This is a genomic window from Streptomyces sp. NPDC014623 (assembly GCF_043088245.1).
GTDB lineage: Bacteria > Actinomycetota > Actinomycetes > Streptomycetales > Streptomycetaceae > Streptomyces.
Genome location: NZ_JBIBZU010000008.1, coordinates 134,143 through 154,910, shown reverse-complemented (window position 1 = coordinate 154,910; position 20,768 = coordinate 134,143). Strand labels below are relative to the sequence as shown.

General features: G+C 71.1%; 17 protein-coding genes. 13 read left to right on the top strand and 4 right to left on the bottom strand.

Annotated elements, in window-relative coordinates; all coding sequences use genetic code 11:
- Positions 1–4 precede the first annotated feature (4 nt).
- Together ACF1FZ_RS15535 and ACF1FZ_RS15530 are read right to left on the bottom strand one after the other, a co-directional pair.
- Positions 5–919, bottom strand: coding sequence for a cation diffusion facilitator family transporter (locus tag ACF1FZ_RS15535; RefSeq protein WP_391773904.1), 915 nt, complete (start codon positions 917–919; stop codon positions 5–7).
- A gap of 133 nt (positions 920–1,052) precedes the next feature.
- Positions 1,053–1,388 carry a DUF6479 family protein gene (locus ACF1FZ_RS15530; protein ID WP_391773903.1) on the bottom strand — a complete coding sequence of 112 codons (336 nt, stop codon included), beginning with the start codon at positions 1,386–1,388 and terminating at the stop codon, positions 1,053–1,055.
- Between the two features lie 88 nt (positions 1,389–1,476).
- Between ACF1FZ_RS15530 and ACF1FZ_RS15525 the strand changes: the two genes are divergently transcribed.
- From ACF1FZ_RS15525 to ACF1FZ_RS15475, 11 genes are all read left to right on the top strand, one after another.
- Positions 1,477–2,442, top strand: coding sequence for an LLM class F420-dependent oxidoreductase (locus ACF1FZ_RS15525; protein ID WP_391773902.1), 966 nt, complete (start codon positions 1,477–1,479; stop codon positions 2,440–2,442).
- 160 nt (positions 2,443–2,602) lie between these two features.
- Positions 2,603–5,875, top strand: coding sequence for a formate dehydrogenase (fdh, locus tag ACF1FZ_RS15520; RefSeq protein WP_391773901.1), 3,273 nt, complete (start codon positions 2,603–2,605; stop codon positions 5,873–5,875).
- Positions 5,872–6,780 carry a 4Fe-4S dicluster domain-containing protein gene (locus ACF1FZ_RS15515; RefSeq protein ID WP_391773900.1) on the top strand — a complete coding sequence of 303 codons (909 nt, stop codon included), beginning with the start codon at positions 5,872–5,874 and terminating at the stop codon, positions 6,778–6,780. Before fdh ends, ACF1FZ_RS15515 begins: the two co-directional genes overlap by 4 nt.
- Positions 6,777–7,709: an NrfD/PsrC family molybdoenzyme membrane anchor subunit gene (gene nrfD, locus ACF1FZ_RS15510; protein ID WP_391773899.1), complete on the top strand. Its 933-nt coding sequence runs from the start codon at positions 6,777–6,779 to the stop codon at positions 7,707–7,709. Before ACF1FZ_RS15515 ends, nrfD begins: the two co-directional genes overlap by 4 nt.
- 71 nt (positions 7,710–7,780) lie before the next feature.
- The gene (locus tag ACF1FZ_RS15505) at positions 7,781–8,116 is read left to right on the top strand and encodes a hypothetical protein (protein ID WP_391774025.1); all 336 of its coding nucleotides are present in this window, start codon (positions 7,781–7,783) and stop codon (positions 8,114–8,116) included.
- 41 nt (positions 8,117–8,157) lie between these two features.
- A complete protein-coding gene (locus ACF1FZ_RS15500) occupies positions 8,158–8,733 on the top strand; it encodes a 2Fe-2S iron-sulfur cluster-binding protein (protein ID WP_391773898.1) in 576 nt (191 codons plus the stop codon).
- Complete coding sequence (locus ACF1FZ_RS15495; RefSeq protein WP_391773897.1) at positions 8,730–9,725, top strand: FAD binding domain-containing protein; 996 nt, start codon at positions 8,730–8,732, stop codon at positions 9,723–9,725. Before ACF1FZ_RS15500 ends, ACF1FZ_RS15495 begins: the two co-directional genes overlap by 4 nt.
- A 42-nt stretch (positions 9,726–9,767) precedes the next feature.
- Positions 9,768–11,864: a xanthine dehydrogenase family protein molybdopterin-binding subunit gene (locus ACF1FZ_RS15490; protein ID WP_391773896.1), complete on the top strand. Its 2,097-nt coding sequence runs from the start codon at positions 9,768–9,770 to the stop codon at positions 11,862–11,864.
- Between the two features lie 152 nt (positions 11,865–12,016).
- On the top strand, positions 12,017–12,478 hold the full coding sequence (locus ACF1FZ_RS15485; protein WP_391773895.1) for an ATP-binding protein: 462 nt from the start codon (positions 12,017–12,019) through the stop codon (positions 12,476–12,478).
- 151 nt (positions 12,479–12,629) lie between these two features.
- Entirely contained in the window at positions 12,630–14,036 is a 1,407-nt protein-coding gene (locus ACF1FZ_RS15480; RefSeq protein WP_391773894.1) for an NADP-dependent succinic semialdehyde dehydrogenase, read from the top strand.
- 22 nt (positions 14,037–14,058) lie between these two features.
- Entirely contained in the window at positions 14,059–16,446 is a 2,388-nt protein-coding gene (locus tag ACF1FZ_RS15475; RefSeq protein WP_391773893.1) for a phosphoketolase, read from the top strand.
- 112 nt (positions 16,447–16,558) lie between these two features.
- On the opposite strand, the gene ACF1FZ_RS15470 is transcribed toward ACF1FZ_RS15475, so the two are convergent.
- Both ACF1FZ_RS15470 and ACF1FZ_RS15465 read right to left on the bottom strand, forming a co-directional pair.
- Positions 16,559–17,674 carry a chemotaxis protein gene (locus ACF1FZ_RS15470; protein WP_391773892.1) on the bottom strand — a complete coding sequence of 372 codons (1,116 nt, stop codon included), beginning with the start codon at positions 17,672–17,674 and terminating at the stop codon, positions 16,559–16,561.
- Between the two features lie 522 nt (positions 17,675–18,196).
- A complete protein-coding gene (locus tag ACF1FZ_RS15465; protein WP_391773891.1) occupies positions 18,197–19,006 on the bottom strand; it encodes an endonuclease I family protein in 810 nt (269 codons plus the stop codon).
- 213 nt (positions 19,007–19,219) lie between these two features.
- Between ACF1FZ_RS15465 and ACF1FZ_RS15460 the strand changes: the two genes are divergently transcribed.
- Positions 19,220–19,432 (top strand): hypothetical protein, encoded by a 213-nt coding sequence (locus ACF1FZ_RS15460; protein ID WP_391773890.1) that lies wholly within the window; start codon positions 19,220–19,222, stop codon positions 19,430–19,432.
- Between the two features lie 71 nt (positions 19,433–19,503).
- Positions 19,504–20,661 carry a methyltransferase gene (locus ACF1FZ_RS15455; RefSeq protein ID WP_391773889.1) on the top strand — a complete coding sequence of 386 codons (1,158 nt, stop codon included), beginning with the start codon at positions 19,504–19,506 and terminating at the stop codon, positions 20,659–20,661.
- Positions 20,662–20,768 lie beyond the last annotated feature (107 nt).

Genomic DNA, 20,768 nt, shown 5'->3' with positions numbered 1-20,768 from the left:
GTGATCACACCCCGCTCCGGGGCGGCGCGTTGGTGATGTCGAGGAACACGTGCTCGGCTTCCGGCCAGGTCCGGGCGATCGACCGCTTGATCCGGACGGCGACCCGTTCGACCTCCTCGCTGTCGATGCCGGGTGCCAGATCTATCCTGGCCGCCACCAGCACCGAGTCGAGACCGAGGCCCATGGTGAACAGGGCCGCGACGTTGTCGATCTCGGACTGGGACGTGAGGAAATCCTCCACGCCCCGGCGCAGGCCGGGGTCGGCGGCCTCTCCGATCAGCCGGTCACGGGCGTCCTTCCCGAGCCGGAAGGCGACGTAGACCAGCAGCAGGCCGATTCCCACAGAGGCCGACGCCTCCCACACGACGTCCCCTGTGACCAGGTGCAGCACCATGCCCGCCATGGCCAGCAGCACGCCCAGTACGGCCGTGCTGTCCTCCGCGATCACCGTCCTCAACGCAGGGTCCCGGGCGGCGCCCCTCTCCCCGCGGAGCTGGACCAGTGCGCGGACGAGTGAGCTGCCCTCCGCGGCCAGGGCGACGGCGAGGACGATCAGGCCCACCGTGTAGCCGTCAGGTGACTCCTGCTCGTCGCGGCCCAGGGCCTCGAATCCCTGGAAGAACGAGAAGCAACCCCCTACGACGAAGATTCCGACGGCCGCGAGGAGCGACCAGAAGTAACGCTCCTTGCCGTACCCGAAAGGGTGGCGTGCGTCGGGAGGCCGGCGGCTGCGTTTGAGCGCGGCCAGCAGGAAGACCTCGTTCACGCTGTCCGCCACGGAGTGCGCGGCTTCGGACAGGAGGGCGGGGGAGCCCGAGAGGAGACCCCCCACTCCCTTGGCCACAGCGATGACGAGGTTGGCTGCGAGCGCCACCAGAACGGTGACGCGGGTCTTGCGGTCCGACTCCGGCTGATTCATCTGCCCCCCGGTTCCATGTTCCTGTTCCTCCGATCGATGATGCGGACCGGCGGGCCAGGCACAGACGTCCGGACCCCTTCACAGGGGTCCGGACGTCTGTGCAGCGCCTGCCGATGGCCGGCGCACGCGTGCGTCAGTCACGCCGGCGCTCGTCCTCCGGCGGGATCACCTCGTTACCGCGGTCACTCAGCTCGTAGGGCGAGAGGGCACGGCCGTTCTCCGGGAAGTGGTCCGGGCCGTGATGCCCGCTCTCCTGGATCTCCGTCCGGTGATCCGGACGCGACGGCTGCTCATCGGGGCGCGGTGGCCGTGACTCCTTGTCGCGGCGCCTCATGCCGAACCAGAAGCCCCCGATCAGCAGAAGCACCACGAACAGGCCGACGATGCCGATGACCACGCCCACTGCTCCCGGCCCGTCGGCGCCGCCGGTGCTGGCGAGCGATTCCCATGCTCCATTTGTTACGTCCATGCATGGCGCATACCCCGGAGAGTCGATCACAGACAGCCATTGACATGAATTCATGTTTTATGACGATGTCACGGTAAATGAGTTTCACATGGTTCAAATCGGCTACACGATGATGACTGAGCAGGCAGGTCCCCGCGCCCTCGTCGAGGACGTGGTCGCGGCGGAGGACGCAGGCTTCGACTTCTCCGTCACCTCTGATCACTACTTCCCCTGGTTGGCTTCCCAGGGACACGCGCCCTACGCGTGGTCGGTTCTGGGAGCCGCCGCGCAGGCCACGTCCAGGATCCCCCTGATGACGTACGTGACCTGCCCGACCACCCGCTACCACCCGGCGGTGGTCGCGCAGAAGGCGGCGACGCTCCAGCTGCTCGCCGAGGGCCGTTTCCGGCTCGGACTCGGCTCCGGTGAGAACCTCAACGAGCACGTGGTCGGTGCGGGCTGGCCCGCCGCCCATGTCCGGCTGGAGATGCTCGAAGAGGCCGTACACATCATCCGCGCCCTCTTCGAGGGCAACCACGTGAACCACCACGGCGCCCACTTCGACGTGGAGAACGCCAGGCTGTGGGATCTGCCCGACCAGCCTGTTCCCATCGGCATCGCCGTCTCGGGGGAGAGGTCCTGCGAACTCGCGGGAACGCTGGGCGACCTGGTCATCGCCACCGAACCCAAGAGCGAGCTGCTGAACGCGTTCGACCGGCACGGCGGGGCCGGGAAGCCCCGCGTGGGGCAGGTGCCCGTCTGCTACGACACCGACCGGGACGCCGCGATCGCCCGCGCCCACGACCAGTTCCGCTGGTCGCTCGGGGGCTGGAAGGTCAACTCCGAGCTGCCGGGGCCCTCCGCGTTCGACCAGGGGACCCAGTTCGTCCGCACGGAGGACATCGTCGAGTCCATTCCGTGCGGTTCGGACGTCGGCGCGTTCGTCGAGGCCGTACGTCCCTACGCCGACGCGGGCTTCACCGAGGTCGCCCTGGTCCAGATCGGCGGTGCCCAGCAGCGGCCCTTCATCGACTGGGCGCGGAGCACGCTGCTGCCGGCACTGCGCGAACTGTAGGGGGAGCCGGGACGCGGAGCGGGAAGTCCACGTTTCCCCGCCGCACACCGGGTACGAGGTCTTTCGCGGCCCCGCGCCCCTCCGAGCCGTCGCTCGTGTCGCCGACACGCCGTCGTGGGGTGAGCCTGGAGTCAGTCCCCGGAGCGCTGGAGGAAACACGATGGGAGCAGGCAATCCGCTCGGCCGCTGGCCCGTTTACCAGCAGTTGACCGGCAGTGATCCTCTGGGCAGAGGGCGGGCCGTGGTGTCGCGGAAGACGGAGCAGGGCCGGCCCCGGACGGCCACGGCCGACCGCGTGGTCAAGTCCGTCTGCCCGTACTGCGCCGTCGGCTGCGGCCAGCAGGTGTACGTCGAGGACGACCGGGTCGTCCAGATCGAGGGCGACCCGGACTCCCCGGTCAGCCGGGGCAGGCTGTGCCCCAAGGGCGCCGCGACGCTCCAGCTCACCACCGGCCCGGCCCGCCGCCACCAGGTGCTGTACAGGCGCCCGTACGCCACCGACTGGGAGCCGCTCGACCTGGAGACGGCGATGGACATGGTCGCGGACCGTGTCGTCGAGACCCGGCGCAGCACCTGGCAGTGGGAACACGAAGGGCTCCGTACGGCCCGCACCATGGGCATCGCCAGTCTTGGCGGCGCCACCCTGGACAACGAAGAGAACTACCTGATCAAGAAGCTCTTCACCGGCCTCGGCATCGTGCAGGTGGAGAACCAGGCGCGGATCTGCCACAGCTCCACCGTGGCCGGTCTCGGCACCTCTTTCGGCCGGGGCGGAGCGACCACCTTCATGCAGGACCTCCAGCACTCGGACTGCATCGTCATCCAGGGATCGAACTTCGCCGAGGCCCACCCGGTCGGCTTCCAGTGGGTGATGGAGGCGAAGGAGCGCGGCGCACGGATCATCCATGTGGACCCGCGCTTCACCCGCACGAGCGCGATGTCCGACCTTTTCGTGCCCATCCGGGCGGGGAGCGACATCGCCTTCCTCGGCGGCATCATCAACCACGTCCTCACCCAGGAGAAGGATTTCCGGGAGTACGTCCTCAACTACACCAACGCGGCCACGCTGGTCGGCGACGACTTCCGGGACACCGAGGACCTCGACGGTGTCTTCTCCGGTCTGGACGAGGAACGCCGTCACTACGACGCCGGCACCTGGCAGTACCGCGGCGCCGACGTCCAGGCCCCCTCGGGGGACGTCGACGAGCAGTACGAGCGCCGGACCGAGGACGCCGAGGACCACCGGCGCATCCACGAGGCGGGCGAGTCCGAGACCCACGGGTCCGGCGGCCCCCAGGCGAAGCCGAGGCCCCCGCGCGACGAGACACTGCGGGACCCCCGGTGCGTCTACCAGATCCTCAAGCGCCACTACGCCCGCTACACCCCCGAGATGGTCGAGAAGATCTGCGGGGTCGGGCGCGAGACGTTCCTGGAGGTCTGCGACGCCCTCACCTCCAACTCCGGACCCGACCGCACCAGCGCCTTCGCCTACGCGGTGGGCTGGACCCAGCACTCCACCGGTTCCCAGTGCATCCGCGCCGCGAGCATCCTCCAACTGCTCCTGGGCAACATCGGCCGGCCCGGCGGCGGCATCCAGGCACTGCGCGGCCACGCCTCCATCCAGGGGTCCAGCGACATCCCGACCCTCTTCAACCTGCTGCCGGGCTACCTCCCGATGCCGCACGCCCACGCCCACGAGGACCTGGACTCCTTCATCAGGGCGAGCCGCACGGAAAAGGGCTTCTGGGGCGACATGCGGTCCTATTTCGTCAGCCTGCTCAAGGCCTACTACGGCGACGCGGCGACGGCCGGGAACGACTTCTGCTTCGACCACCTGCCCCGCCTCACCGGTTCGCACGGCACCTACGAGACGGTCATGGCCCAGCTCGACGGCGAGTGCAAGGGCTACTTCCTGATGGGCGAGAACCCGGCCGTGGGCTCGGCCAACGCGCGGCTGCAGCGGCTCGGCATGGCCCGGCTCGAATGGCTGGTGGTCCGCGACTTCTCGCTCATCGAGTCCGCGACCTGGTGGAAGGACGGCCCGGAGACCGAGACCGGCGAGATGAGGACCGAGGACATCGGCACCGAGGTCTTCTTCTTCCCGGCGGCGTCGCACACCGAGAAGTCCGGATCCTTCACCAACACCAACCGCTGGCTGCAGTGGCACCACGCGGCGGTCGAACCCGACGGGGACGCGCGCAGTGACCTCTGGTTCGCCTACCACCTGGGCCGCCGCATCAAGGAGCGGCTCGCGGCGTCCGGCGACCCGATGGACCGGGCTCCGCAGGATCTCACCTGGGACTACCCCGTGGAGGGGCCGTTGAAGGAACCCGTCGCGGCCTCGGTCCTGGCGGAGATCAACGGTCACGGCCCCGACGGCGCGCCGCTGACCGCCTACACCGAGCTGAAGGACGACGGCACCACCCGGTGCGGGTGCTGGATCTACTGTGGTGTGTACGCGGACGGCGTCAACCAGGCCGCCCGCCGCAAGCCGCACACCGAGCAGGACTGGGTCGCCGCCGAATGGGGCTGGGCCTGGCCCGCCAACCGCCGCATCCTCTACAACCGCGCCTCCGCCGCGCCGGACGGAACGCCCTGGAGCCCTCGTAAGGCGTACATCTGGTGGGACGCGGCGGAACGGAAGTGGACGGGCCACGACGTCCCGGACTTCGTGCCTGACCGGGCACCCGATCACGTGCCGCCGCCGGAGGCCACCGGGCCCGACGCGCTGCGCGGGGACGACCCGTTCATCATGCAGGCAGACGGCAAGGGCTGGCTGTACGCCCCGGCAGGCCTGGAGGACGGCCCGCTGCCCACGCACTACGAGCCGCAGGACTCGCCGTTCGGGAACGCGCTGTACCCCGCACGCTCCCGCTCACCGGTCCGGCTGCTCCACCGGCGCGAGGGCAACCGCTACCACCCGAGCGGCGACGAGCCGGGTGCGGACGTCTACCCCTACATCGTCACCACCCACCGTCTCACCGAGCACTTCACGGCGGGCGGGATGAGCCGCTGGTCGCCGTACCTGTCCGAACTGCAGCCCGAGTTCTTCTGCGAGGTGTCGCCGCAGCTCGCGGCCGAACGAGGACTGGAACACGGTGGCTGGGCCACGATCGTCACGGCCCGCAACGCCGTGGAGGCCCGTGTGATGGTGACCGGCCGGATCACCCCGCTCACCGTGCACGGCCGGACCGTGCACCAGATCGGACTGCCCTTCCACTGGGGACCCAACGGCATCGCCACCGGTGACGCCGCCAACGAACTCGTCGCGATCGCGCTCGATCCCAACGGCCTGATCCAGGAGGACAAGGCGCTCACCGCCGACATCCGTCCCGGACGCCGGCCCAGGGGCCCCGCCCTGCCGGAGATGGTCGCGGAGTACCGCAGCCGGGCGGGGATCACGGAGACGACCGGGACGCAGGAGACGACGTGAACGACAACCTGTTCAGCGGGCCCGAGCACGACCCGGCGCGGGACGCGGGCCATGCGGACGCCCCACCGCGCGTCGGATTCTTCACCGACACCTCCGTCTGCATCGGCTGCAAGGCCTGCGAGGTCGCCTGCAAGGAGTGGAACGCCATTCCCGAGGACGGTCTGACGTTCACCGGCATGTCGTACGACAACACCGGCGGACTCGGCGCCTCCACCTGGCGGCACGTCGCGTTCATCGAACAGCCGGTGCCGCCCGGGCGCACCATGCTTCCCCTCGCCGAGCCGGACGCCGGGGCGCAGGACCGGACGGAATCAGCGGGTACGCGCTGGCTGATGTCGTCCGACGTGTGCAAGCACTGCACCCACGCCGCCTGCCTCGACGTCTGTCCCACCGGATCGCTCTTCCGCACCGAGTTCGGCACGGTCGTCGTCCAGGAGGACGTCTGCAACGGCTGCGGCGTCTGCGTGCCCGCCTGCCCGTACGGGGTGATCGAGCAACGCCCCACGGACGGACGCGCGTTCAAGTGCACCATGTGCTACGACCGCCTCGGCGCCGGACAGGAACCCGCCTGCGCCAAGGCATGTCCCACCCGGTCCATCCAGTTCGGCCCGCTCGACGCGCTGCGGGAGCGCGCCGCGCTGCGGGTGGACCAGCTGCACGAGGCCGGAGTCACCGAGGCACGGCTCTACGGCCACGACCCGGACGACGGGGTGGGCGGGGACGGCGCGTTCTTCCTGCTCCTCGACGAACCCGAGGTGTACGGGCTGCCCCCGGACCCGGTCGTCACCACCCGCGACCTGCCCGCCATGTGGCGCCACGCGGGGGCGGCCGCGCTGTCACTGGCCGGAACGGCCGCACTGTCCTTCGTGCTTCCCGTCCTCACCCGAAGGAGGGTGCACCGATGACCTCGGACACGTCCAGCACACCGGCGAGCGTCACCCGGCCCGGCTCCTACTACGGCCGCCCGGTCGTCAAGGCGCCCTCCTGGGCGGCCCGGGACATCGCCGGCTACTTCTTCCTCGGAGGGCTGGCCGGCGCCGGGTCCGTCCTCGCGGCCGGCTCCCACCTCACGGGACGCGTCACCACCGCGACGGCGCTGAAGGTGTCCTCACTGTCAGCCGTCACCCTGTCCGCGGCAGCCCTCGTCCACGACCTCGGCAGACCGTCGCGCTTCCCCTACATGCTGCGCGTCTTCAAACCGACCTCCCCGATGAGCATGGGCTCCTGGCTGCTCTCCGCCTACGGCCCCGCCGCCGGCGCAGCGGCGCTCACCGCCGTCACCGGCCGCCTGCCGAGGACCGGCGTGGCGGCGACGGCCGCCGCTGCCCTGCTCGGCCCCGTGCTGGCGACCTACACAGCCGTCCTCGCGGCCGACACCGCGGTGCCCGCCTGGCACGGCGCGCACCGCGAACTCCCCTACCTGTTCGCGGCGTCGGCCACCGCGGCGGCCTCGGGCATGGCGCTGGCCGCGGGGCCGCTCCACGAGAACGCCCCGGCCCGGTGCGCGGCCGTGCTCGCGGCACTCGCGGACGGCGCCGCCCTCCGGGCGGTCGAACGGCGCCTGGGCACCGTCGCGGTCACCTATCAGGAGGGCAGGGCCGGAACGCTGATGCGTGCCGCCCGCGTGCTCACCGCCGCCGGGGCCGTGGGCGCCGGCCTGTCCGGGCACCGCAGCCGCACCGCCGCGGCCGGCGCGGGGCTCGCTCTGCTGGCCGGCTCCGCCTGCACCCGCTTCGGGGTCTTCGCCGCGGGCATCGCCTCCGCCGAGGACCCCGCCCACACCGTCGGCCCCCAGCGCGAGGCCGTGGAACGACGCACCACCCCCAGCCAGTGAAAGGAACCACGGTGAACAACCCGGACGTACAGACGCAGGACCACCAGGAGAGCGGCGACGTCGTCGTCGAGATGACCGGGTGCCCGGCACAGGACGCACGGACCGTATTCGACGTACTGCGCCGCTCCTTCGCCTCCGACCGGACGGCGGACGACACCCCCGAGGACGCCTCGACGACCCGCCCGACCGTATGGACGGCGACCGTCGATGTCTCCGAGATGCGCGAGGGCACACAGCCGGCCCAGCTCTCGGGGCCGGTCACCGTGGAGGCGCAGGGCGGTTACTGGGCCGTCGACCGGCTCCGCCGGCGCCTGGCGGACACCTTCACGGTCAAGGTCGTGGGAACTGCCTCGGGGGACCAGGAACAGGAGGTCCGGCTCCGGCTGGAAAGCCGCGCCGCCGCCTGAGCGACTCCGCGCGAACCGAGCTCCGGAAGGCACACACGTACATGGACACCACCCCCGCGAACGACGACACCGAAGGCGCACGGCTGCGGCCCGCAGACGAGCGCTCGACCTTCACCCTGCACGTCAACGGCACCGCGCGCACGCTGACGCTCGACCACCGCACCACCGTGCTGGACACCCTGCGGGAGCACCTCGGGCTCACCGGCGCCAAGAAGGGCTGCGATCACGGCCAGTGCGGAGCCTGCACCGTGCTCGTCGACGGGCGGCGCGCCAACAGCTGCCTGCTGCTGGCCGTCGCCCAGGAGGGCGCCCACATCACGACCGTCGAAGGACTGGCCGAGGGCGGACGGCTGCATCCGCTGCAGTCGGCCTTCCTGGAGCGGGACGCCCTGCAGTGCGGCTACTGCACCCCGGGACAGATCTGCTCGGCGGCCGGGATGCTCCAGGAGGCCGCCGGCGGATTCCCCTCCCACGCCACCCCACGGGCGGTGCTCGCCGGGCCCGGAGGGCCGGCCACGCTCGACGCGGCCGAGATCCGCGAGCGGATGAGCGGCAACCTCTGCCGGTGCGGCGCCTACCCGCACATCGTCGAAGCGATCGAGGACGTGGCACCGTGAAGCCCTTCGCCTATCTGCGTCCCCCCTCCGTGGCCGAAGCCGTCCGTGCCGGTGCCGGGCAACCCGGCGCGCGGTTCCTCGGAGGCGGCACCAACCTCGTCGACCTGATGAAACTCGGAGTGGAGTCACCGGACCTCCTCATCGACGTCAGCCGGCTTCCGCTGGACCGGGTGACACGGACGGACGACGGCGGTCTCCGGATCGGCGCGACCGTACGCAACAGCGACCTCGCCGCCCACCCCGACGTCCGGAGCGGCTTCCCCGCCCTGTCGCAGGCACTGCTGGCCGGTGCGTCCGGACAGCTCCGCAACACCGCCACCACCGGCGGGAACCTGCTCCAGCGCACCCGTTGTCCGTACTTCCAGGACATCTCCAAGCCCTGTAACAAACGGACTCCCGGCTCGGGCTGCCCGGCCAGGGAAGGAGTGCACCGCGACCTCGCGGTGCTGGGTCACTCGCAGGACTGCGTGGCCACCCACCCCTCCGACATGGCGGTCGCCCTCGCGGCTCTCGACGCCACCGTCCACCTGCACGGACCCGAGGGGGAGCGGACCGTGCCCGTGACCGGCTTCCACCGGCTGCCCGGCGACAACCCCGACCAGGACACGGTCATCCGGCCGGGCGAGCTGATCACCGAAGTCGTGCTGCCGCCGCCTCCTCCAGGCGCCGCCTCCCTCTACCGCAAGGCCCGGGACCGCGCCTCGTACGCCTTCGCCCTGGCCTCCGTCGCCGCCGTGCTGAGCGTGCGCGACGGCCGTGTGGACCGGGTGTCGCTCACCTTCGGCGGCCTCGCTCACCGGCCGTGGCGTGCACGGGCGGCCGAGGACGTGCTGTGCGGGGCTCCCGCGACCGAGGACGCCTTCGCCCGCGCCGTGGACACCGAACTCGAAGCGGCCAGACCCCTGCGGGACAACGGTTTCAAGGTGGTCCTGGCCCGCAGGCTCGCTGTCGGCGCCCTCCTCGAACTCACCGCCCAGGCCGCACCCGCCTGAGCCGGCGGTCCCGCAGACACCGACGAACCGAGGTCTACCGTCATGAGCGACTCCCCCCGGGCGCTGGGCGCGCCCCTCGTCCGCCGGGAGGGCCGGGACAAGGTCACCGGCACCGCCCGCTACGCCGCGGAACAGGCCCTGCCGGGCTGCCTCCACGGCTGGATCGTCCCCGCCACCGTCGCGAGCGGACGCGTCACCGCGATCCGTACCGCCGACGCGCTCGCGATGCCCGGAGTGCACACCGTCCTGACCCACGACAACGCGCCGCGGCTGGAGGAGCCCGACGACCCCATCCTCGCCGTGCTCCAGAACGACCGGGTCCCCCACCGGGGCTGGCCCGTCGCCCTCGTCCTCGCCGAGAGCCCGGAAGCCGCCCGGGCCGGCGCGGAGGCCGTGTACGTGGAGTACGCCACCATCGAGCACGATGTCGTGCTCACCGGGGACCACCCGGGCCTCTACACCCCCGAGGAGGCGAACGGGGGCTTCCCGGCCCTGCGTGAACGCGGCGACGCCCTGCGCGCGTTCGACGCCGCCCCCGTGCGGATCGACGCGACCTACACCCTGCGGGGGCTCCACAACCACCCCATGGAGCCGCACGCCTCCACCGCCCGGTGGGCCGACGGACATCTGACCGTCCACGACTCCAGCCAGGGGTCGAGCGCCGTGCGCAACAGCCTCGCCACAGCCCTCGGGCTCGACCGGGACCGCGTCACCGTCGTCGCCGAACACGTCGGTGGCGGCTTCGGCTCCAAGGGCACCCCACGCCCCCAGTCCGTCCTCGCCGCGATGGCCGCACGGCACACCGGGCTCCCCGTCCAGCTCGCCCTGCCCCGGCGGTACATGGCGGCGATCATCGGGCACCGCGCACCCACCCTGCAGCGGGTGCGCCTGGGCGCGGACCTGGACGGCGTACTCTCGTCCGTCTCCCACGAGGTCGTCACCCACACCTCGCGGATCAAGGAGTTCGTCGAGCAGGCCGCCGTCCCCGCCCGCACCATGTACGCCTCGCCCCACAGCCGCACAGAGCACCGCGTGGCAGCACTCGACGTGCCCAGCCCCTCCTGGATGCGCGCGCCGGGGGAGGCATCGGGCATGTACGCGCTGGAGTCGGCCATGGACGAACTGGCCTGCGCCCTGGGAATCGATCCGGTCGAGCTGAGGCTGCGCAACGAACCGCAGACCGAACCCGACAGCGGGCTCCCCTTCAGCAGCCGCAACCTCACGGCCTGTCTGAACGAGGGAGCCCGGCGCTTCGGCTGGCACGACCGGGACCCGCGGCCCGCCACCCGTGAGGAGGGGCCGTGGCTGCTCGGTACCGGGGTCGCCTCGGCGATGTATCCCGTACTCGTCTCGAAGTCGGCGGCCCGTGCGCAGGCGTTTCCCGACGGCTCCTACCGCATCGGGATCAACGCCACGGACATCGGGACCGGGGCGCGCACCGTCCTGGCGCAGGTCGCGGCCTCGGCCCTGGACACGCCCCCGGAGAACGTGACGATCGACATCGGCAGCAGCGATCTTCCCACCGCGCCCGTCGCGGGCGGCTCCTCGGGCACGGCCTCCTGGGGCTCCGCGGTGCACAAAGCGGCCACCGCTCTGACGCGCCGGCTCACCGAGCACACCGGAGCGCTCCCGCCGGAGGGCATCACCGTCACCGCGGACACCGGCGAGGAGACGGCGCAGGAGCCCCCTTACGCACGACACGCCTTCGGCGCGCACTTCGCCGAAGTGGCGGTCGACTCCCTGACCGGCGAGGTACGGGTACGCAGGCTGCTCGGCGTGTACGCGGCCGGACGCATCCTCAACCCCCGTACGGCACGGTCCCAGTTCATCGGCGCCATGGTCATGGGGCTCGGCATGGCCCTCACCGAGGGCAGCACCATGGACCCGGCCTTCGGCGACTTCACCGAGCGGGACCTCGCCTCCTACCACGTGCCGTCCTGCGCGGACGTCCCGGACATCCAGGCGCACTGGATCGACGAGGTGGACCCGCACCTCAACCCCATGGGCAGCAAGGGCATCGGTGAGATCGGCATCGTGGGGACCGCGGCCGCGATCGGGAACGCCGTGCGGCACGCCACCGGTGTCCGGCTGCGTGAACTCCCTCTCACCCCCGACAAGCTGCTGCCCTACCTGCCGTGACCCCGGCTGTCCCGTCCTTCGGTTGCGCAACCGGCCCCCTCGGGCCACCCTGATGAGTGACCCAGGAGTGACTAATGCTCACGCTTCGTGTTCGGGGGTCGTTGGGTCGAACGGGGTGAAGCACGTGAGCCTCGCGGTGAGGAGCCTCGACGATGACCGTTCCACCCGACCGGCACTATCTGGTCGAACTGCAGGTGTCGGCAGAGCGCATTTCCCAGCTGCGGCGCATAGTCGCCGCACACCTTCGTCACTGGAGACTCGACCTGCACGTCCGGCCGGTGTGCCGGGCCGCGGAGGAACTGCTGGCGAACGTCCAGCGGCACGTCGGCGGCGACGCCCGGTGTGTCGTCGAGCTCCGCTGGACGGGCCGGCACCTGACGGTGTCCGTGGCCGACGGCGACTCCCGGATGCCCCGGCTGCTCGACGGGGGTGGCGGTGGCCTCAGCCGCGTCATGGCCCTGAGCGACAGCTGGGGCACCTGCCGGACCGGTGACGGCAAGGTCGTGTGGTTCACGCGTTACGCCGAGACGCCGAGCACCGCCGGACTGCATCCGCGTACGCCCCGCCCCGGCGGCAGTACGTTCCTCGGCAGCCCGGCGGCCGAACTCGTGTGACGCGAACAGACCGGCGCCGGCCCGGCCGGCGCGGACGGTGTGCCCCGGGTACGCATGATCCGCGCCGGCCGGGTACGTGTGCGTCAGGAACCGCGTTGCGCGCTGCGGCGTGGCGCGGCACGGTCGAAGAACAACGCAAGGAGGCACTGCCATGCCCATCGCGACGGTCAATCCCGCGAACGGCGAGACGCTCAGGACATTCGACGCACTGGACGAGCAGGAGACCGAGCGCAGGCTCGCCGCCGCACATCGCACGTTCCGCAGCTACCGCACCACTGATTTCACCGAACGCGCCCGCCTGCTGAACCGGGCCGCCGATCTCCTCGACGAGGACCAGCAGGACATCGCCCGCCTCATGACCACCGAGATGGGCAAGCCGGTCAAGGCCGCCCGTGCCGAAGCAGCCAAGTGCGCCAAGGCGATGCGCTGGTACGCGGCCAACGCCGAACGCCTGCTCGCCGACGAACACCCCGATGACACCGACGTCAAGGACTCCGGTGCCTCCCGTGCCCGGGTGCACTACCGGCCGCTGGGCGTCGTGCTCGCCGTCATGCCGTGGAACTTCCCGCTCTGGCAGGTCATGCGCTTCGCCGCGCCCGCGCTCATGGCGGGCAACACCGGTCTGCTCAAGCACGCCTCCAACGTGCCGCAGACGGCTCTGTACATCGAGGACCTGTTCAGCAGGGCCGGGTTCCCCGCCGGCTGCTTCCAGACACTCCTCATCGGCTCGGGCGCCGTCGAGGCGATCCTGCGTGACCCGAGGGTCGCCGCGGCGACGCTCACCGGCAGCGAACCGGCCGGCCGCGCGGTCGCCTCCGTGGCCGGTGACGAGGTGAAGAAGACGGTGCTGGAACTCGGCGGCAGCGACCCCTACGTCGTCCTGCCCTCGGCGGACGTCGAGAGGGCAGCGGAAACGGCGGTGACCGCCCGTGTCCAGAACAACGGCCAGTCCTGCATCGCCGCCAAGCGCTTCATCGTCCACGCGGACGTGTACGACGCGTTCGCCGAGCGATTCACCGCGGGGATGCGCGCCCTGACCGTCGGCGACCCGCTGGAGGAGTCCACCGACGTGGGGCCGCTCTCCAGCGAACAGGGCCGCACCGACCTGGAGGAGCTCGTCGGGGACGCTCTCGGCAAGGGCGCCACGGCACTCTGCGGGGGAGGACGGCCCGAAGGGCTGGACCGGGGCTGGTTCCACGAGCCCACCGTGCTCACCGGAATCACCCCGGACATGCGTATCCACCGCGAGGAGACCTTCGGCCCCGTGGCGACGCTCTACCGCGTGGCGGACCTGGCCGAGGCGGTGGATCTGGCCAACGACACACCGTTCGGGCTCAGCTCCAACGTCTGGACGCGTGATCAGGAGGAGATGGACCGCTGTGTGCGCGACCTGGAGGCCGGCGGGGTCTTCTTCAACGGCATGACGGCCTCCCACCCCGCGCTGCCGTTCGGCGGGGTGAAGCGCTCCGGCTACGGACGGGAGCTGGCGGGACACGGCATCCGCGAGTTCTGCAACGCCACCACGGTCTGGTACGGCCCCGGCCCGGACGCCCGCTAGTCATGCTCCTGGGAGACGCCTCATGACCACCGTCCGAACCCCGTCCGGGACATCCGCCCTGTCCGGCACCGAGCTCGCCGCACTCGACGCGCACTGGCGTGCCGCCAACTACCTTGCGGTCGGCCAGATCTACCTGATGGCCAACCCCCTGCTGGAGGAGCCGCTGGCCCCCGAGCACATCAAACCGCGGCTGCTCGGCCACTGGGGCACCTCACCCGGGCTGAACCTGGTCCACACCCACCTCAACAGGATCGTCAAGGCGCGCGACCGGCCGGTGCTCTGCGTCTGGGGTCCGGGACACGGCGGTCCCGCGATCCTCGCCAACTCCTGGCTGGAGGGCAGCTACTCGGAGACCTACCCCGATGTCAGCCGCGACCGCGCCGGCATGGGGGCCCTGTTCAAGCAGTTCTCCTTCCCCGGCGGGGTGCCCAGCCATGTCGCCCCGGAGACCCCGGGCTCCATCCACGAGGGCGGCGAGCTGGGGTACGCGCTCAGCCACGCCTACGGTGCGGCGTTCGACCATCCGGAGCTTCTGGTCGCCTGCGTCGTCGGGGACGGAGAAGCGGAGACGGGGCCGCTGGCCGCGTCCTGGCACTCCGGAAAATTCCTCGACCCGGTGCACGACGGGGCCGTCCTGCCGATCCTCCACCTCAACGGATACAAGATCGCGAACCCGACGGTGCTCGCCCGGCTGCCGGAGGACGAACTCGACGCGCTCCTGCGCGGATACGGCCACGATCCCCTCTACGTCGAAGGGGACGAGCCCGCCGCGGTCCACCGCGCACTGGCCGCCGCCATGGACGTGGCCGTGGACCGTATCGACGAGTACCAGCGCGCGGCCCGCGCCGAGGGCGTATCCACACGTCCTCGCTGGCCGATGATCGTACTGCGTACGCCCAAAGGCTGGACCGGCCCCGAGGACGTGGACGGGCTCCCCGTCGAGAACACGTGGCGCGCCCACCAGGTCCCGCTGCCCGGGGTCCGGGACGACCCCGGGCATCTGCGTCTGCTCGAGGAGTGGATGCGCTCCTACCGTCCTCAGGAACTCTTCGACTCCGAGGGCCGGCCCACCGCCCAGGTACTGGACTGCGTCCCCGAGGGCACCGCCCGGCTCGGCTCGACGCCCTATGCCAACGGGGGGCTGCTCCTGCGGGATCTGCCGCTCCCTCCTCTGGAGGACCACGCGGTGCGGGTCGACAGGCCGGGGGCCGCCATGCACGAGCCCACCCGGGTCCTGGGCGGGATGCTCCAGGACGTCATGGCGGCCACAGCCGGCCGCAGGAACTTCCGGGTGGTGGGTCCCGACGAGACCGAGTCCAACCGCCTGGGCGCGCTCTACGGGGCCACCGGCAAGGCCTGGCAGGCGGAGATCCTCCCGACCGACGAACATCTGGCCCGCGACGGCCGGGTGATGGAAGTCCTCTCGGAACACCTGTGCCAGGGCTGGCTGGAGGGGTACCTCCTCACCGGACGGCACGGCTTGTTCTCCTCCTACGAGGCGTTCGCCCACATCGTCGACTCGATGGTCAACCAGCACATCAAGTGGCTGCGCACCTCGCGCCGACTGCACTGGCGCGCACCCGTCGCCTCGCTGAACTACCTGCTCACCTCGCACGTCTGGCGTCAGGACCACAACGGCTTCTCCCACCAGGACCCCGGCTTCGTCGACCACGTCCTCAACAAGAGCCCCGAGGTCGTCCGGGTCTATCTGCCGCCGGACGCCAACACCCTGCTGTCCACCGCCGACCACGTGCTGCGCAGCCGCGACTACGTCAATGTGATCGTCGCCGGCAAGCAGCCCGGCTTCGACTGGCTCACCCTCGACGAGGCCCGCGCGCACTGCGCCCGAGGCGCCGGGGTGTGGGAATGGGCCGGCACCGAGGACGGCAGCCGCGAACCCGACGTCGTGCTGGCCTGCGCCGGAGACGTACCCACGCTGGAGACGATGGCCGCCGCCGGGCTCCTGCGGCGTCACCTCCCGGAGCTCGCCGTGCGCGTGGTGAACGTGGTGGACATGACCCGGCTGCTGCCGCACGAGGAGCACCCGCACGGGATGCCGGACGCGGAGTACGACTCCCTCTTCACCCGGGACAAGCCGGTGATCTTCGCCTACCACGGCTATCCCTGGCTGGTGCACCGTCTCGCGTACCGGCGCGCGGGTCACGCTCATCTGCATGTCCGCGGCTACAAGGAGGAGGGGACCACCACCACGCCGTTCGACATGGTGGTCCGCAACGACCTGGACCGCTACCGGCTGGTCATGGACGTGGTCGACCGGGTCCCCGGTCTGGGCGTCCGCGCCGTCGCCGTCCGGCAGGCGATGGCGGACGCGCGCACCCGTCACCACGACTGGATCCGGGAACACGGCACGGACCTGCCCGAGGTGGCCGACTGGACCTGGGAGGGCTGAACGCCGGGCGGTGCCCCGCCCACGGCCTCCGGCCCGGCCCGCGACGAAGCGGGCCGGGCCGGAGGCCGTGGGCGGACGCCCGGCTCACGATGCCCAGCGCAGGGACACGCGTTCAGAAGCGCAGAACGCCTGCGATCCGGCCGTGGCCGGCGAGGGAGTCGTCGGCCACGAACACCACTTCGCCGCCGTTGTCCAGGACCGTCTCGATGAGCTCGTCCACGATGTCGTCACGGATCCCGGCGTCCTCCGGCGCCACGTCCGTCGGGTCCACGGCCTCCAGATGGTTTCCGGTGACCCGGACCGTCTGCTGGAAGTGTTCCTCCACCGCGACGAGGGCCACACGGCTCTCCCGGGCGGCCGTCCAGACCTCGTCGAGACCACTCGTGAAGGATTTGGCGCCACGAGCGGCGTCGAGCCTGTCCTGGACGGCGGCGTCACTCTGCTCGCGCCAGTCGTCCAGCGCCGCCTTCAGTTCCCCGGCCAGCTCGGGCGCGGTCGTTTCCGCCGTCGTTCCCTTCGGGACCTTGCAGGCGGCCGACCTGGCGCACTCCCCGACGTCCTCGAGCAAGGAGAGAGCCTGCGGCAGCCCGACCAGGAACAGCGGCCGGGGATCGGTGTTCAGTACGCCTCGCAGCCGGCCGTCGACCGTGCGGAAGAAGCTGCGGGTGTCCTCGCTGAAGTAGATGCCCGGAGCGCCGCCGCTCCGGGCCTGGCGCTCCGGGTCGAAGTTCTCGTGCGGAGGGTGCAGGGGGAAGCCGTGCCCGTCTTCCGGGCGGAGCGCCTCGTTCGTCCCTGACCAGAGCGCCGCGTGTTCGGCGGAAACGCTGAGTACCCAGAACAGGTGTGCTCCAGCCTTGGCCGCGACGAGGTTGCGCGTGAGGTAGGAGTCGCTCAGCACGACGCGCTCGGGGGCCGTGCGGGGCAGCTGCCAGATCTGGTACCCGTCCGTGTCGGCCAGGATGACCAGTGAGTCCAGGGCGCGCCGCTGGTCGAGGTCGGCGAGGGCGCGGTCCAACTGCGCCTTCACGGCCTTCTGCGCCTCACGGGTCACCCGGGGGTCGGCGTCCAGTCGGTTGCCGGCTTCGGTCACCAGGTTCCGCAGCCGTACGGCGTCCTGGGCGTTGTCGGGCGCCCCGCGGTGGGTCGGCATCGTCAGGGACAGGGCCGGATAGGGCCTCGTCGCACGAAGTTCCTGCAGCAGGCCGGGCGTCAGGGCGTCCGTATCCATCGTTCCCTCCCGGAGGGTTCGGGGTCCGCGGTGCTGGAGCCGCCCCTTGCGCGGAGCGGGTCGTTCAACGAGTCAATTCATACCTTTTCCTCCTAATGTGGGCGAATTATTACCCTGTGCTCCCGGAGGGGTGTTCCGCTCCTGGACCTCGTCCCCCCATGCCGCCGCCGGGCGCGGCCATCGGCGTCGTGGCAGGGGTGCCGGGAGGAGAGCCCGCCGGTGCCGGTATCGGCACGGCCGCCCCGGTGCGGAGCATGAGGCCGGACTCCACGAGATCTTCGGCGAGGGTGCGGGATACCGGGGGAGGGCCGCCCTTCGCCGGACCCGCGGCGAGTGCCTCCGGGGCGGTCAGGCCTGGCCGCCCGCGGCCCCGGGAGGGGCGGCGGGCGGCTCTCGTGGGGCCGGGTGGCCGGCTGGGCCCGCCGGACGTGGTCCGGGAGTGCGCCGGCCGGGCCTGCCGCGTTCCGGTTCCCGCGAGGGTCCGGCCGCGCGCTGTGCGCAGGCCATGGGTGCGCCGGTCCCCTACCAGATGGCCTCGACCCACTCGGGGTGGTCGATGAACGGGTTCCGGTTGTGCTGGTAACGGTCGAATATGACCTCGTTGCGGTTCTGCTCGAAGCTGTCCGGCGGGTCTTCCTGGCTCCACTGCTTCAGCACGGAGAGCCGCCCGATGTTCGGGGCGGACCCGTTGCTCACGCTGTCGTTCGGCTCCAGGTCGGCGAAGGCGTCGTCGCCCTCGTACCGCACCGCCATGTAGAGGATCATCCGGGCGACGTCGCCCTTGACCGCGTCGCGCGGCTCGAAGGAGTCGCCGTCGGTGTAGTTGCCGGGCGCACCCGGAACCGCGCTGCCGCCGTTGTCGAAGTCCTTGTTGCCCCGCGTGGAGTTGACCTGGACGTCCTCGGGACGCAGGTGGTGGATGTCGGTCCCGGGCCCTGTCGCGGTGCCGAAGTCGCCGTGGGACTTGGCCCAGACGTGCTCCCGGTTCCAGTCGCCGGCATCGCCCCCGTTCTCGCTCTTGGACTGGGAGCGTCCGGTGTAGAGGAGGATCACGTGGGAGGAGTTGGCCGGGTCCTCGTCCGTCGCCTTGAGCGCGTCCCAGACCTGGCTGTAGGAGAGGGTGGTCTGGTCGCTGATGATCGTGTGCAGTGAGCTCTTGAGTGCGGCGCCCGACTTGCCCAGGGCGTCCTGGTAGTAGGTGTCGTCGAGCGAGACGGCCTGTGCGGTGGTGGGGGTGGCGGCGGGTGCGGCGGACACGACGCCACTGAGAACGGCGATCGAGGCGGCTGCCGTGAACAGTGGACGCGCGTAGAAACGACGGCGACCGGACATGTGGGGTGTCCTCTCCGGGATGGTGGAAGAGTGCCGTGACGGCTGGACGTTGTCTGCTCGCCCGAGAGGCTTCCACACGCACGGTGCCGGTCGTGTGAACGTTGCGTATTTATCATGCGCAGGTCAAGTGACGGTCTGGTCCGGGACCTCCGGGGCATCGGATGCGCGGGCGCCGTCCCGGCGCGAGAATTGCCGCAAGGACGAGGAGGCGGTATGAGCGAAGAGCCCGAATCCGTAACCGTATCCGTGCCGGAAGTGCGGGAGGTGACTCCCGACCGTCTGCTGCACACCGGTGGCAACGACCAGCCCACCGCGGAGGATCTGGTGCTCGCCTCCGGGCGGGACCTGACCCCCGGGAATCTGAAGTGGGCGGAGCGCAGGCTGTCCGAGGAAGGCCGTTCGGCCATGGACAAGCGGCTTCCGTAGGACCTGCGGGACGCCCCTGGGGCGGGGAGCGTGCGGGGCGCTCCCCGCCCCTCGGCTAGCCTGAACGGAATATGAACCGTTTGACGACGTCACAGGGCGAATTCGACCTCGCCCGCTTTCCCGGGAACCCACGCGATCCGTTCCGTGCGTGGGATGCCGCCGACGAGTACCTGCTGCGGCGGCTGGAGGGAGGAGAAGGGAGCGAGCCGGTCCGTCCGGCCGGCACCGTGGTGGTGGTCGGTGACCGCTGGGGCGCCCTTGCCACCGTGCTGGCCGCGCACAGCCCCGTCCAGATCACCGATTCGTATCTCACCCGGCGGGCCACCCGGGCCAACCTGGCGCGCAACGGCGCCGCACCGGATTCGGTGCGCATGCTGTCGGTGCGCGACACCCCGCCCGAGCGTGTGGACCTGCTGCTCGTGCGGGTGCCCAAGAGTCTCGCGCTCCTGGAGGACCAGCTCCACAGGCTCGCGCCCGCCGTGCATGCCGGGACCGTCGTCATCGGCACCGGCATGGTGAAGGAGATCCACACCTCCACGCTCAAGCTCTTCGAGCGGATCATCGGACCCACCCGGACGTCCCTCGCGGTGAGGAAGGCGCGGCTCGTCTTCTGCACCCCGGACCCGGCCCTGCCCAGGACCCCCAGCCCCTGGCCGTACCGCTACGAGCTGCCCGACGACGTCGGCGTGGTATCGGGCCGCACCGTCACCAACCACGCCGGGATCTTCTGTGCCGAGCGTCTGGACATCGGAACCCGGTTCTTCCTGAAGCACCTCCCGAAGCGGACCGGGCCCGACCGTGTCGTCGACCTCGGCTGCGGGAACGGGGTCCTGGGCATGTCGGCGGCACTCGCCAACCCCGACGCCACCGTCACCTTCATCGACGAGTCGTACCAGGCGGTCGCCTCCGCGCAAGAGACCTTCCGCGACAACACCGGGCCGGACGCCGAGGCCGCCTTCCTGGTCGCCGACGGGATGGCGGACACGGCCCCCGCAAGTGTGGACCTGGTCCTCAGCAACCCGCCGTTCCACTCGCACCAGGCGGTCACCGACGCCACCGCCCGGAACATGTTCCACGGAGCACGTGCCGCCCTGCGCCAGGGCGGGGAGTTGTGGGTCGTCGGCAACCGGCACCTGGGTTATCACACCCAGCTGCGGCGGATCTTCGGCAACTGCGTCACCGTCGCCGGTGACCCGAAGTTCGTCGTCCTGCGGGCCGTCAAGCGCTGAACTGTGCCGACGGGGACCGTCCCGGCCCAGCGACGAAGGAACCCCGGGCACCCGCACGGCCGCTCCGGGAACCGGAGCGCCGGGAGCGCCTCGCCGGGCCCCGGGCG

Bases quoted from the DNA above. Each gene is read 5' to 3' on its own strand.
- ACF1FZ_RS15535 (WP_391773904.1), bottom strand. From the start codon at position 919: ATGAATCAGCCGGAGTCGGACCGCAAGACCCGCGTCACCGTTCTGGTG.
- ACF1FZ_RS15530 (WP_391773903.1), bottom strand. From the start codon at position 1,388: ATGGACGTAACAAATGGAGCATGGGAATCGCTCGCCAGCACCGGCGGC.
- ACF1FZ_RS15525 (WP_391773902.1), top strand. From the start codon at position 1,477: ATGGTTCAAATCGGCTACACGATGATGACTGAGCAGGCAGGTCCCCGC.
- fdh (WP_391773901.1), top strand. From the start codon at position 2,603: ATGGGAGCAGGCAATCCGCTCGGCCGCTGGCCCGTTTACCAGCAGTTG.
- nrfD (WP_391773899.1), top strand. From the start codon at position 6,777: ATGACCTCGGACACGTCCAGCACACCGGCGAGCGTCACCCGGCCCGGC.
- ACF1FZ_RS15505 (WP_391774025.1), top strand. From the start codon at position 7,781: ATGACCGGGTGCCCGGCACAGGACGCACGGACCGTATTCGACGTACTG.
- ACF1FZ_RS15500 (WP_391773898.1), top strand. From the start codon at position 8,158: ATGGACACCACCCCCGCGAACGACGACACCGAAGGCGCACGGCTGCGG.
- ACF1FZ_RS15490 (WP_391773896.1), top strand. From the start codon at position 9,768: ATGAGCGACTCCCCCCGGGCGCTGGGCGCGCCCCTCGTCCGCCGGGAG.
- ACF1FZ_RS15485 (WP_391773895.1), top strand. From the start codon at position 12,017: ATGACCGTTCCACCCGACCGGCACTATCTGGTCGAACTGCAGGTGTCG.
- ACF1FZ_RS15480 (WP_391773894.1), top strand. From the start codon at position 12,630: ATGCCCATCGCGACGGTCAATCCCGCGAACGGCGAGACGCTCAGGACA.
- ACF1FZ_RS15475 (WP_391773893.1), top strand. From the start codon at position 14,059: ATGACCACCGTCCGAACCCCGTCCGGGACATCCGCCCTGTCCGGCACC.
- ACF1FZ_RS15470 (WP_391773892.1), bottom strand. From the start codon at position 17,674: ATGGATACGGACGCCCTGACGCCCGGCCTGCTGCAGGAACTTCGTGCG.
- ACF1FZ_RS15465 (WP_391773891.1), bottom strand. From the start codon at position 19,006: ATGTCCGGTCGCCGTCGTTTCTACGCGCGTCCACTGTTCACGGCAGCC.
- ACF1FZ_RS15460 (WP_391773890.1), top strand. From the start codon at position 19,220: ATGAGCGAAGAGCCCGAATCCGTAACCGTATCCGTGCCGGAAGTGCGG.
- ACF1FZ_RS15455 (WP_391773889.1), top strand. From the start codon at position 19,504: ATGAACCGTTTGACGACGTCACAGGGCGAATTCGACCTCGCCCGCTTT.